Origin of the sequence: Bosea sp. F3-2 (assembly GCF_008253865.1) — a bacterium.
Taxonomy (GTDB): Bacteria; Pseudomonadota; Alphaproteobacteria; order Rhizobiales; family Beijerinckiaceae; genus Allobosea.
Genome location: NZ_CP042331.1, coordinates 596,482 through 609,174, shown reverse-complemented (window position 1 = coordinate 609,174; position 12,693 = coordinate 596,482). Strand labels below are relative to the sequence as shown.

At 65.1% G+C, this 12,693-nt stretch carries 11 protein-coding genes and 1 pseudogene; 6 read left to right on the top strand and 6 right to left on the bottom strand.

The features are described from left to right. Position 1: 1 nt before the first annotated feature. A complete protein-coding gene (locus tag FQV39_RS02910; RefSeq protein WP_149128947.1) occupies positions 2-784 on the bottom strand; it encodes a cyclase family protein in 783 nt (260 codons plus the stop codon). Positions 785-978: 194 nt separating this feature from the next. On the opposite strand from FQV39_RS02910, the gene FQV39_RS02905 reads away from it, so the two are divergent. Both FQV39_RS02905 and FQV39_RS02900 read left to right on the top strand, forming a co-directional pair. Further along, the gene (locus FQV39_RS02905) at positions 979-1,620 is read left to right on the top strand and encodes a TetR/AcrR family transcriptional regulator (protein ID WP_149128946.1); all 642 of its coding nucleotides are present in this window, start codon (positions 979-981) and stop codon (positions 1,618-1,620) included. Positions 1,621-1,662: 42 nt separating this feature from the next. Then, positions 1,663-2,229: pseudogene (locus FQV39_RS02900) on the top strand (tetratricopeptide repeat protein); the annotation flags it as partial. A 130-nt stretch (positions 2,230-2,359) separates the two neighbouring features. Here FQV39_RS02900 and FQV39_RS02895 read toward each other — a convergent pair. Both FQV39_RS02895 and FQV39_RS02890 read right to left on the bottom strand, forming a co-directional pair. Continuing rightward, positions 2,360-3,316: an amidohydrolase family protein gene (locus FQV39_RS02895; protein WP_149128945.1), complete on the bottom strand. Its 957-nt coding sequence runs from the start codon at positions 3,314-3,316 to the stop codon at positions 2,360-2,362. Between the two features lie 12 nt (positions 3,317-3,328). Continuing rightward, positions 3,329-4,642 carry an MFS transporter gene (locus tag FQV39_RS02890; RefSeq protein ID WP_149128944.1) on the bottom strand — a complete coding sequence of 438 codons (1,314 nt, stop codon included), beginning with the start codon at positions 4,640-4,642 and terminating at the stop codon, positions 3,329-3,331. A 219-nt stretch (positions 4,643-4,861) separates the two neighbouring features. Between FQV39_RS02890 and FQV39_RS02885 the strand changes: the two genes are divergently transcribed. Further along, on the top strand, positions 4,862-5,806 hold the full coding sequence (locus tag FQV39_RS02885; RefSeq protein ID WP_248313216.1) for a LysR family transcriptional regulator: 945 nt from the start codon (positions 4,862-4,864) through the stop codon (positions 5,804-5,806). A gap of 369 nt (positions 5,807-6,175) precedes the next feature. On the opposite strand, the gene FQV39_RS02880 is transcribed toward FQV39_RS02885, so the two are convergent. Continuing rightward, a complete protein-coding gene (locus FQV39_RS02880; RefSeq protein WP_149128943.1) occupies positions 6,176-6,505 on the bottom strand; it encodes a hypothetical protein in 330 nt (109 codons plus the stop codon). A gap of 321 nt (positions 6,506-6,826) precedes the next feature. On the opposite strand from FQV39_RS02880, the gene FQV39_RS02875 reads away from it, so the two are divergent. The 3 genes from FQV39_RS02875 to FQV39_RS02865 all read left to right on the top strand — a co-directional run bounded on the left by FQV39_RS02875 (position 6,827) and on the right by FQV39_RS02865 (position 9,355). Further along, positions 6,827-8,122: an ISNCY family transposase gene (locus FQV39_RS02875; RefSeq protein WP_149128942.1), complete on the top strand. Its 1,296-nt coding sequence runs from the start codon at positions 6,827-6,829 to the stop codon at positions 8,120-8,122. Between the two features lie 448 nt (positions 8,123-8,570). Further along, complete coding sequence (locus FQV39_RS02870) at positions 8,571-8,780, top strand: hypothetical protein (RefSeq protein ID WP_149128941.1); 210 nt, start codon at positions 8,571-8,573, stop codon at positions 8,778-8,780. 320 nt (positions 8,781-9,100) lie between these two features. Continuing rightward, positions 9,101-9,355, top strand: coding sequence for a hypothetical protein (locus FQV39_RS02865; protein ID WP_149128940.1), 255 nt, complete (start codon positions 9,101-9,103; stop codon positions 9,353-9,355). Positions 9,356-9,501: 146 nt separating this feature from the next. Here FQV39_RS02865 and FQV39_RS02860 read toward each other — a convergent pair whose 3' ends face one another. Both FQV39_RS02860 and edd read right to left on the bottom strand, forming a co-directional pair. Beyond that, complete coding sequence (locus tag FQV39_RS02860) at positions 9,502-10,521, bottom strand: amino acid ABC transporter substrate-binding protein (protein ID WP_149128939.1); 1,020 nt, start codon at positions 10,519-10,521, stop codon at positions 9,502-9,504. A gap of 302 nt (positions 10,522-10,823) precedes the next feature. After that, complete coding sequence (gene edd, locus FQV39_RS02855) at positions 10,824-12,671, bottom strand: phosphogluconate dehydratase (protein WP_149128938.1); 1,848 nt, start codon at positions 12,669-12,671, stop codon at positions 10,824-10,826. Between the last annotated feature and the right edge of the window lie 22 nt (positions 12,672-12,693).

Below are 12,693 nucleotides of genomic sequence, written 5' to 3'. Positions count from 1 at the left end.
TTCAGGCCGGAAGGATGGCGACGGCCCGCGTCCAGCCGGCGGAGCCGTTGCGCACCTTCACCGGCAGGCAACTGATCATGAAGCCGGTCGCCGGCAGGGCTTCGAGATTGTGCAGCTTCTCGATCTGGCAGTAACCGGCCTCGCGCCCGGCCTTGTGGCCTTCCCAGATCAGCGAGGCGTCGCCGGTCTCGGCGAAGCGCCGGGCGGTATGGCTGAAGGGCGCATCCCAGCTCCAGCCATCGGTGCCGACGACCTTGATGCCCTGCCGGACGAGATGCAGCGTTGCCTCGCGGCCGAAGCCGCAGCCGGAATCGATGTAGTCGGCTTCGCCATAGCGGCTGCCGGCGCGGGTGTTGACGACGACGATCTCGAGCGGGCTCAGGCGATGGCCGATGCGTTCCAGCTCGGCGTCGATCTCGGCGGGCGTGACGACATGCCCGTCCGGCAGATGGCGGAAATCGAGCTTCACGCCCGGCTGCAGGAACCATTCGAGCGGGCATTCGTCGATCTTCAGCGCCGGCGCCCCGCCATCCTGCGTCGGATGGTAGTGCCAGGGCGCATCGACATGGGTGCCGTTATGGGTCGAGATCGTCGCGAGCTCGACCGCCCAGCCCATGCCGTCCGGGAGCTGCTCGGGCCTGAGGCCGGGGAAGGCCGCGGCGATGTCCTTCGCGGTGCCCTCATGGGTGCGGTAGTCGATCCTGACCTTCTGAAAGGGCGGATCGGCGGGCACGTCGTTTTCGAGCGGAATCGAGAGATCGACGAGGCGCCCGGTCGGCATCATGCTGGTTTCCTCCTGCCGTCTCTAAGTCTTTGTCTTACCGCATTTTCTTCACGCGAACCGGTGCCCACTTCGCTTGAAAATGCTTCGGGCTCTTGCCGGCATGAATTTGGACGAACGTCCGACCAATAGCGTAGAATGCGCTTTCTGATAAGAGCCAATCACGCAGGGCAGGGGCGCTGCGAAGGAGGGATTCGATGGCAGCGGCGCCGACGCGCGAGCGCATTCTCGACGCGGCCGAGCGGACATTCGCCGAGCGAGGCGGAGCCGACGGCGCCTCGATGCGCGATCTCGCCGCCGCAGCCGACGTGCGGCTGTCGCAGCTCAGCTATTATTTCGGCTCGAAGGAGGCGCTCTACCGGGCCGTCTTCGCCCGCCGCGCGGATGCTTTGGCGCTGGCGCGCGGCACCGCGCTCGCCGGGGCCATGGCAGCACCGGCACCCGATATCCGCGCGGTGGTCGAGGCCTTCATCGGCCCTTCGGTGCGGCAGCGCTTCGCCGAGGGTGTGCAGGGCGCGGCCTTCGCGATGATGACGGCGCGGGAGGCGGTCGATCCGCGCGAATCCGCCCGCGGCGTTCTAGCCGAGCATTTCGACCCGACCGCGACGGAGTTCCTGGCCGCGTTCGCAAAACTCTATCCGCAGGCGTCGCGCGGGGCGATGGTGGATGCCTATCTGTTCATGGTCGGAGCGCTGGTCATGACCATGGCCGCGAGCGACCGCGCCGCGCGTCTCGACGATACGCGCATCGCGCTGCCCGCGACCGGCCTTGCCGAACTTCTGCTGGAGCGCCTGACGAGCTTCTGCGCAGCCGGCATCGATCGGTTGCTGACTGAGTAGCGCAGCGATTGCGGTGACGGGTTGACGCGAGGCGTTGGGTTCCGCGCAGCCTCGATCCGCCACGCCCGTTCCGCGCTCATCCATGGCCAGGACGATGCGACCGCACTGACCCTTGCGGGATTTTCGGTTGGAATGGATGGCCATGACCGCGGCGCTGCCTTCACCGCGTTGGAAGCCGCGCTCGCCATCAGCCCGTCATCGGCGCTGACCTACATTCTGGGCAGCGTCATGCTCGGATGGGGCGGAGAGGCGGAGCGTGCCATTGAGTGGAGCGAGCGGGGCATGCGGCTCAGCCCATTCGATTCATGGGCTTTCGCCGCATTCGATGCGCGGGCGATGAGCCATTTGCTGCGTGGCCGCTACGACGAAGCTTGCAGTGCGGCCCACAAATCCGTTCAGGCCAATCCCGCACACAGCATCACCTATGTGCAATTGGCGGCTGCGCTCGCCAAACTCGGACGGCTGGAAGAAGCAAGGCGCGCCGCCGCACGGGTCCTCGAGCTCCACCCGACGTTCCGCTTTGGTCGCCAGTTTGCAGGCGTGAACTGCGCTCCTGCGCTTGCGGAGGCCCTTGGTGACGCGCTGCGGTTGGCAGGGCTGCCGGAGTAGCCAGTCGTCGAGTGCCGGCCGGGCGATCTACGGGCGCTCTGCGAGAGCAAGCAGCAAGCTGCATGGGCCGCGTTCGACAGAAGTCATTGTCGGCATTGGGGCAGCCTTGGCAGATCTCAGAGGAGGGGCTTCAGGCGGATATGCTGATCGGGGCTTTAGAAGCTGATTCAGCCTGCGTCAGTCGATAAGTCTCGCGAGCCGTTGCAGCAAAGAGCTTACCCTGCTCGGCTTGCGAATAGCGAGCCGCGATCGTCTTGAAGCCGCTATAAATCGTGTCGAAGGACGCGCAGAGGCTGTCGACCGGGAAATTGCTGGCAAACATGGCGCGGTCCGCGCCGAACATGGCGATGATTTCCGCCACGATCCAGCGATTATCCGGCACCGTCCAGGGCCGGCCGGCGAGCCCGATGCCGGAAATCTTGACGCGAACGTTCGCGCATTCGGCGAGATGCGCCATCGCCATGTGCCAGCCCGATAGTCCGCCCTCGCTGCGATCGGCCGGCAGGCCGGCGTGGTTCAGAACAATGGTGGTGTCCGGGAAGCTGCGAGCCAGGTCGACCGCCTCCTTCAGGTTCCACCACGGTGTCTGGAGATCGAAGTTCAGGCCATGGCGCGACAGGAGCGCATAGCCCCGCCGCCAGCGGTCATCCGACATGAGCGTGCGCTGTGAGCCGACGTCATCGGGTCGCAGGGGTCCTCCCGGCTTGTGCCGGACACTGCGCACGAGGCCGAAAGCCGCTTGTCCGGCCAGGACCGCGCCGATATCGGCGCGGTCGAGCCAGGCTTGCGCCACGATGGCATTGGGCACGCCAAATTCTCCGGCGAGGCCCGCGGCATAGCGCGTTTCGCCGATCGGGTCGTTCTCGTCCCATTCCGTCTCGACATAGACCGTCTGACGAACGTCGTGACCTGCGGCATCGGCGAAGTAATCGTCCGGCAGGTAGCGGCGCTTGATCGCTGAATAATCGCCATAGCGGAACGGAATGTTGACGTCCGGCTTCAGCCAGGGATGGGGATTGCGGATCGGATCCCAGAAATGCTGGTGCGCATCGACGATCGGCCCTTGCCAGAGTTCCGGCTGTGTCATGCCTTTCGTCCCTCAATACGTTTCGGCGTCGTGGAAATCGATCAGCATCGTGCCGGCGACGTAGAGCGCGGCGCAGGCGGCGAAGAAATAAAGCACCATCAGATAGGTGCCCGTCGCCTGCAGGATCAGACCCGTGATGATCGGGATGGCGATGCCGCTGGCGCTGCCGGCGAAGTTCATCGCGCCGCCGACGATGCCAACCTTCTCGCGCGGCGCGAGGATCGCGGGCAGGCTCCAATAGAGGCTGCCGAAATACAGCAGGAACAGAGTAACGGAGAGGACCGCCACCGCCATCACCGGGTCCGCCACCTGCGGCAGCGCGAGGAAGGACAGCATCACGCCAAGCCCGCTGATCCCGAGCGCGGATTTGTAGGTCGTGCTGCGGCGCATGCCTCTCGCCTGCAGCTTGTCGACCAGGAAGCCACTGAGCAGCGAGCCGAACATGCCGGAGAGGAAGATCACGAAGGTCGCGCCGCCCATCTGCTTGAGGTCGAAGCCACGGGCCTGCGCAAGATAGCTTGGCCCCCAGGTCAGCAGGCCGAAATTGATCATGGCCCAGCTCATCCGGCCCGTGAGGATGGCGGCAAGCGAGCGTCGCGAGATGGCCTTTGGAGCTATGGTCGCCGCCGAGGCTCCGCCAACTGCCGAAGCTTCGATCAGGCGCAGTTCGTCGGCGTTGATGCTCGGGTGGTCCGCCGGGTCATCGCGAAGATACCACCAGGAGAGATAGCCGAGCAGGATGGTGGCCACGCCAGCGACGATGAAAGCCGTGCGCCACGAGCCAAGCGCCAATATGAGCCAGGCGATGATGACGCCGCCAAACGCCGCGCCGAGCGGGGCGCCACTGTCCATCAACACGGCTCCTCGTCCGCGCTCACGTGGCGAGAGCCAGATCGAATTGAGCTTGGCGCCCGCCGGAAACAGCGGTGCCTCCGCCGCGCCCAGGCCGATGCGGCTGAGCAGCAGGGTGACGCCGCCGGTGCAGAGGCCTGCGATCGACTGGAAGATGCCCCAGCCGACGGTCGCGCCAGTGATGAGTGCGCGTGGGCCGAACTTGTCGATCAGCCAGCCGCCCGGGATCTGCAGCGCGGCATAGCTCCAGAAGAAGGCGCTCAGGATCAGTCCCTGCATCGCAGGCTCCAGCCCGAATTCCTTGGCGATGGTCGGCATCGCGATCGACAGCGCGGTGCGGTCGATCAGGTTGATGACGACGAGCACGAAGATGATGCCGAAGATGCGCCAGCGCACCGTCGTGGCGCCAGACGCGGCTGCCCCTGCATGGACGCCGCCGCCCTGCGGCGTATGAGCCCGATCAAATCCTGACATGATGCCTCTCCGACCGGCTCCGCCGGCGCCTGCTGCGTTTCCATGAGGATGCAGTCGCTGGGGCCGTTCGAACGGACTCGCAGGCGGCATCTCTCCCTGTCGCCGGCGATGCGTGCCGCCAGCGTTATCGAAGCAGACGCTACATGCGATCTGGTATGCCGTTGCAATGAAGATTAGTGATGATGTGATAGCCAAAACGATATCGCTGGAAACAGTCGGATGCCCGCCATCGCGAACGCGCCGTCGCTGTTGCGACGATTGAAAAACCGGCAGCTGCTTCTCCTCACCGCGATCGACGAGAGCCGAAGCCTGCGGCGTGCGGCGGCCTCGCTGAACATGACGCAGCCGACCGCAACCAAGCTGCTGCAGGATCTCGAAGCCACGCTGGGCCTCTCTCTTTTCGACCGTGGCCGGCGCGGCGTTCGCGCGACGGTCTATGGCGAGGTGATGATCCGCCATGCCCGGCTGATCCTGAACGATCTCGAGCGCGCGCGCCTGGAACTCGAGTCATTGTCCTCCGGGGCGACGGGCCGATTGAGGATCGGCGCCGTCATCAGCGCCATCCCCTTCCTGCTCGCCCGAGCCGTTGCGGCGCTGAAACGCGATCAGCCGCGCCTCGACATCGCGATCGAGGTGGGAACCAGCGACGCGCTCGTCCCGATGCTGGCAAAAGGCGAGCTCGATGTGCTGCTTGCCCGCCCGCTGGCGCTCGCAGGGCGACCAGAGTTCGACTACGAGGACCTGATCGACGAGCCGCTGCGCATCGTCGCGCGCGTCGGCCATCCTCTGGCGTCGGCCCAGGCCTTGAGCCTGGCCGATCTGGCGTCATGGCCATGGACGCTGCTGCCGGCCAACAGCCCGATGCGAAAGGTGCTTGCACCGCTCTTCGCCGCGATGATGGCGCATCAACCTCTCGATGTCGTCGAGACCTCGTCGATGATGACGATGGTCGCATTGCTGCAGGAAAGCGACATGCTCGCCGTGATGCCCGGCGACGTCGCGACCTTCGCCGTCCAGCACGGCCTGCTGCACCATCTCGACGTCGCGCTTCCACCGATCATGGGCTCCTACGGCATCCTGAGCCTCAAGGAACAGCCGCGCTCAGCGAGCACGGATGCATTTGTTCGCTGCCTGAAACAGTGCCTGGCCCTCGGCCGCTCGTGAGGTTCTTGCTGCTCGATGTCAGGTTTTCGGGCGGCCCCTGTCATTCAGTTCCACCCGGCACGGCACGCCTCAGTGCGACGATGAATGTCGAAGGTCGCGGCAGGACATAGGGCAGGGGCCTTCTTCTGGAGAGATTTCCGAGCGGCCGGAGACAATGCGGCACGCGCCATCTCGAAGATCTCGCTCGGCGCCCGGAGGGTTAGCGGCCTACCCTTTTGAGACATGCGGGGTTACGGAGAGCTCGCTCGACCGCAGAACTTATCTCCATAAGTGTTTGCTATTGTAAGAATTTCACCTGCACCGGCAGTTGTCGGCGCGACGCCGCTGTCTCGAGACCCGGAGCTTCATAACCTGGATCTGAATCGTCGCTCATCTGCTCGACGTCGAGCCAATGGAGCGCCTTGCTCGTCGGGGTCGGTCCGGATTCGGCCGCGATTGGCGATAAGGGCTTTCCAGCCGGCGCAACCGAAGTGCAACTGAATTTGCGTGCGCCGCCTCAGCGGCACCGCTGTGATGCAGCATGTCGATGACGAAATTAAGCGCCGAGGCCCATGCAGCCGAGCGCTTGATGCCGTGAACGACGGCGTCGTTGCGAAGCTTTGCGAGGAAGCCTGCGAGGCATTCCTCGATGTGGTCGAAATCGCCGTCGGCGACGAGCCGGTCCACGTTGATCTGACGGTCCACGGCGTCGCGCGTCAATGATCGACAGGTCGGCGCGCCGTGTCGACGTTTGTGGGGCGCATTCAGCGAAGGATATCGGCACATACGATCCGCCGGATGGATCGAAGGCCGTCATGGAACCCAGCGGCAAAAGCAACGCACAAACCGCAGCTTACATTGCCGCTCGCAACACGAATGGCAGGCGGCAGGCGGCAGAACGCAAGACGCGCAAAGGCGCCTCTTAGTTCCATAATATGTCTTATGCGAATCATTGCTGTAGGCCCCCGTTAGAAAGGTCACCGGTCTCCCCGTTAGAGATGTCACTCGTGCTGAGTGCTGGCTTGCTGGGAGCTTTGCGTGATGACGGTGGTGTCGATGAGCCCTGCCGAACTCGACCGGGTTCAGGTGCTGCGGGATGTCGTGGCGGAGCGGATTTCGGCGACTGAGGCGGCGCAGTTGCTGCGTCTGACGCGCCGGCACGTGTTTCGGCTGCTGCGGGCGTACCGGGCACGCGGTCCGGCAGCGCTGGTCTCGCGGAAGCGCGGCAACCGGAGCAATCGATCCTACCCAGCGATGGTGCGAACGCATGCCCTGGCGCTGATCCGGGCGAACTATCCGGATTTCGGGCCGACGCTGGCGGCGGAGAAGCTCGCGGAACGGCATGGGCTGCGGTTGGGCGTCGAGACGGTGCGGCGCTGGATGATCGCCGACGGGATCTGGCGCGATCGTCGGGAGCGGCTCAAGCCGGTGCACCAGCCGCGCTACCGGCGCGATTGCGTCGGCGAGCTCGTCCAGATCGACGGCTCGCAGCATTGGTGGTTTGAGGACCGTGGCCCGCAATGCACCCTGCTCGTCTTCATCGACGATGCGACCAGCCGGCTGATGCATCTGCAATTCGTCACGGCGGAGTCGACCTTCGACTATTTTGCTGCGACGCGGAGCTATTTGCAGCGCCACGGCAAGCCGGTCGCGTTCTACTCTGACAAGCACGCGACGTTTCGGGTCAACAAGGTCGGTGCGACCGGCGGCAATGGCATGACCCAGTTCGGCCGGGCGCTGGATCAGCTCAACATCGACATCATCTGTGCCAATGTCCCGCAGGCCAAAGGCCGGGTCGAGCGCGCCAATGGCACGCTACAGGACCGGCTGGTGAAGGAGCTGCGGCTCGCCGGGGTCTCATCGCTCGAGGCCGGGAACGCCTTCCTGCCGGGCTTCATGGAGGACTTCAACCGGCGCTTCGCCAAGGTGCCGTTCAACGACAAAGACCTGCATCGTCCGCTCGCCGGGGACGATGATATCGACGAGGCCTTTGCCTGGAAGGAGGAGCGGACGGTCTCGCAGAACCTGACGCTTCAATACGACAAGATGCTTTTCATCCTTGAGCCAACGCCGGTGACGCGCCCCCTCGCCCGCCAGCGCGTGACGATTTACGACTATCCGGATGGTCGATTTGCGATCCGGCACCAGGGCCTCGACCTGCCCTATCGGACTTTCGACAAGGTACAGCAGGTTGATCAGGCCGCAATCGTCGAGAACAAGCGGCTCGGGCCGGTTCTGGCCTACATCGCCGAGCGCCAGAAGGAGCTCAACATGAAGCGCAGCGGCCGTGCGCCACGACGGCAGGGCCAGGGCAAGAGCCTCTTCAAGGCGGGCTGATCGCTTGGGGTTAAATTCACTCTCGCAGCAAAAATCTAAGGCTCCCGGTATGACACCGCAGCGCGGCTGAGCAACCCTGACCAGCTCCGCCGCGCTGCTAGAGTTTTCCTGAAGATCTGTCTCAGGTGACATCGGCGCATTCAACTGGTGACATCTCTAATGAGGACACGAAGAGACTTGTCTAACGGGTTCTGACAATTGCTGCCGTGCTGCGTAGCCCGGTGGTGCGGTCTGCATGTGGCCGGCGAATCCGCCGCGATCCTTGCCGAGCTGGCGGCCTTCCGCTTGCACAAGCTCTCACGCGAGGCCGGTTGCGATCTCGATATCGAATCCTGCCCCCTCGCACTTCCTCAACTCGGAGCGCATCCACCGGCGCCAGGCGCTCAAGCAGCGCGACCGTGAGGCCTATGAGGATCAGAAGCCCGGCATCCGCAGGACGCGCGAGGGCATGATGCCCATGGCGATCGTGGTCGGCGACGTTCACCCGGTCGATATCATGCTGGCTCGCGAGCACGGCTCGACGGCGCATGCCCGCGCGATCGGCTGGCTCGACATGGCGACCAATCGCATCTGGCTCGATCTTGTCCTGTTGCCAAAGGGCAAGGGCATCACGAATGCCCATGTCATCCGCAGCTTCGTCAACATGGTCGAAGCCTAGGGCGCGCCCGGCGCGCTCTATCTCGACAACGGCAGCGAATACAACTGGGCGCCGTTCATCGACGACGCGCTCAAGCTGATCGGCGATAACGGCAAGCGGCTGATCGGCTCGGCCGAGCTGCGCGCGTCGCAGATCACGCGGGCCCAGCCCTACAACGCGGCCGCCAAGCTGATCGAAGGCATCTTCGCCGTTCTGGGACGGTTCGCCAGGGAGCGATTACACATGCTGGCGAACGCTGGACCTGCCCGGAGCTGATCCGCTGGCAGGAAGCGAAGATCACGGTCCGCATACCGAGATATCAGGATTGGACCACCCTCCCCTTGTTCGATCGCCTCGGCGATCTGATCGGCTTCGCGGAGCCGGATCGCGCCTATGCTCATCTGACGAAAGAGATCGGAGGCATCCGTTACTTCGAAGTGCTTCAAAACGTCCGGTCCAACCAAGTGTCGACGGACTGCGTCAGCGCCGCCTTCGGCCGATCGCCCATCCCTCTTCGTCACGTGGCGGACTTGTTCGGCCGACTTCGAAGGAAGCCCTCGCACATGGGGCCCAATCCGCATCTTTACCCCGACTGAGCCAATGGGGAGAGCGTGCCGTCATTCGGAATCCAAAAGGCAATACGATCGAGCTTCTACGGCCCACCGAGCGCGAGCTGCATGCAGCTGAACGGCCAGCGAGATCGACAGCGCTGCGCGGCTGACTGCGGCGCAGCGCCGGATTGTCAGCGGATCGGTGGCGCGTATTGCAGACCGCCCTTGTTCCACAGCGCGTTCTGCCCGCGGGCGATCTTCAGAAGCGAACCTGCGCCCACGTTCTTTTCGAAAGATTCGCCATAATTGCCGACATGCTTGACGATCCGGTAGGCCCAGTCATTGGTCAGGCCCATCGGCTCGCCGAACTTGCCCTCGGTGCCGACGAAGCGCTTGATCTCCGGGTTCTCGGACTTCAGCATCCCGTCGACATTCGCTTTGGTGATGCCGAGCTCTTCAGCGTTGACCATCGCGAATAGCGCCCATTTGACGATGTCGAGCCAGCCATCGTCGCCATGGCGCACGACCGGGCCGAGCGGCTCCTTCGAGATGATGTCCGGCAGAACAATGTGCTCGTCTGGATTGGCGAGCGTCAGGCGCTCGGCATAGAGGCCCGAAGCATCGGTCGTGAAGGCGTCGCAGCGGCCGGACTCGTAGGCTTTCACCGTCTCCTGGTTGCTCGCGAAGGCGACGACCTCGTACTTGATCTTGTTCGCCCGGAAGTAGTCGGCCAGGTTGAGTTCTGTCGTGGTGCCTTGCTGGGTACAGATGGAGGCGCCGCTGAGCTGCAGCGCCGAGTGTACGCCGAGCTTCTTGCGGACCATGAAACCCTGGCCGTCATAGTAGTTCACGCCCGCGAAATTCAGGCCGAGCGAGGTGTCGCGCGAAATTGTCCAGGTCGTGGTGCGCGAGAGCAGATCGACCTCGCCCGACTGCAGCGCGGTGAAGCGGTCCTTCGCGGAGAGCGGGATGAACTTGACCTTGGTCGGGTCGTTGAAGATCGCCGACGCAATGGCACGGCAGACATCGACATCGAGACCGGACCAGGTGCCCTGAGCATCCGGGATCCCGAAGCCCGCGAGGCCGGTGCCGGAGCCGCAATGGAGAAGGCCGCGGCTCTTCACCTGAGCGAGCGTAGGCGACTGCGCGAATGCTCCGCTGGCGCCTAGAACAGTGCCGGCGACGAGCGCCGCGCCGATAAATTTTTTCATGTTGTTGTCCCCCTGTTTGCGGAACGGGTTCCAGCCCGCTCGCTTTGGGGTAGCAAGTCCCGGACCAAGGCCCATCCTGCGCGACCGCATCAACCAAGGACGGCTCGTCACAGCGCCACGATGCTGTCAGCATCCGGCTGATCGAGAAGAAGCCGAGGGCCGGGATACAAAGATCGAGCCTGCGCCCCCAAGGGAGCATCCGCCACTCACACGCATGGTCATTTGGCTATGCCTGCTCGTGAGCGCCCCAGCCGCCGCAAGCAGGCCATGTCGCGGCCACTGAGCCTGTTCGTTGAGTTCGGTCACTGTGGGCTTCCAAAGATCGTCGCGCCGGTATCGGCGCTGCCGACGACAGCGCGGAAGGAGCCGAACAACTCGCGGCCGACGCCCCAATGTGATGGTTCGAGATCCGCCTCGGCCGGTGTGCGCGCGCGCCATTCCTCAGCGTCCACGAGCACGGACAGCTTGCCGGCAACCGCATCGACGCGGATCAGGTCGCCGTCGCAGATCAGCCCGATCGGCCCACCATCGGCGGCTTCCGGTGTGACATGGATCGCCGCCGGCACCTTGCCGGAGGCGCCGGAGAGCCGGCCATCAGTGACCAGCGCGACCTTAAGGCCGCGATCCTGCAGCACGCCGAGTGGCGGCATCAGCTTGTGCAGCTCCGGCATGCCGTTGGCGCGAGGTCCCTGGAAGCGCACCACAGCAACGACGTCCCCGGTCAGCTCGCCGGCCTTGAAGGCGGCCTGCAGCGCCTCCTGGCTATGGAAGACGCGGGCGGGCGCCTCAATGACATGGCGCTCGCTGGCGATGGCGGAGGTCTTGATCACCGCCCGCCCGAGATCACCGGTCAGCAAGGTCAGGCCGCCGGTCGCCTGGAAGGGCGCCGCGACGCCGCGCAGCACAGCCTCGTCGCCGCTCGTGGCGGCGCCGTCGCGCCAGGCCAGGCCGCCGTCCGGCGCGAGCACCGGCTCCTGGACATAGGCGTCGAGCCCCTGCCCCCAAACGGTCTCGACATCGCGATGCAAAAGCCCATCGCCGAGCAGCTCGCGGATGACGAAGCCCATGCCGCCGGCGGCGTGGAAATGGTTCACGTCGGCCTTGCCGTTCGGATAGATTCGGGTGAGCAGCGGCGTCACCGCCGCGAGATCGGCGAAATCGTCCCAGGTCAGCCGGATGCCAGCTGCGGCAGCCATGGCAACGAGATGCATGGTGTGGTTGGTCGAACCGCCGGTGGCGTGCAGGCCGACCACGCCGTTGACGAAGGCACGCTCGTCCAGCATGCGCCCAACCGGCTTGTAGTCGTTGCCGAGCGCGGTGATCGCCATCGCCCGCTCGGCCGCAGCCTTGGTCAGCGCCTCGCGCAGCGGCGTGTTCGGATTGACGAAGGATGCGCCCGGCAGGTGCAGCCCCATGATCTCCATCACCATCTGGTTGGTGTTGGCGGTGCCGTAGAAGGTGCAGGTGCCGGGGCCGTGATAGGAGCGCGACTCGGCTTCGAGCAACGCATCGCGGTCGACCTTGCCCTCGGCAAAGAGCTGGCGCACCCGCGACTTCTCGTCGTTGGAGAGGCCCGACGTCATCGGACCGGCCGGGATGAAGACTGCCGGCAGATGGCCGAAGGCGAGCGCGCCGATGACAAGGCCGGGCACGATCTTGTCGCAGATGCCGAGGAAGACGGCCGCATCGAAGGTCTGGTGCGAGAGCGAGACCGCCGTCGCCAGCGCGATGACGTCGCGCGAGAACAGCGAGAGCTCCATGCCGGCCTCGCCCTGGGTGATGCCGTCGCACATGGCGGGCACGCCGCCGGCGACCTGGGCCACGCCGCCGGCCGCGCGCGCCGCCTGGCGGATCAGCTCCGGGAAGTTCTCATAGGGCTGGTGGGCCGAGAGCATGTCGTTATAGGCGGTGACGATGGCGAGGTTGGCGCCCGCGCCGGCGCGCAGCATCGCCTTGTCGCCCGGCCCGCAGGCGGCGAAGCCATGGGCCTGGTTGGCGCAGCCGAGACGCTGGCGGCGCGGCCCGGCTGCCGCAGCGGCCGCGACCCCGTCGAGATAGCGCCGGCGTCCGTCCTGCGAGCGGCGCACGATCCGCTCCGTCACCTCGCCGATGCGGGCGTTGATCGTGCGATTGTTGGATTGAGCGGTCATCTAGACCTCCTTCCTGGCTCGG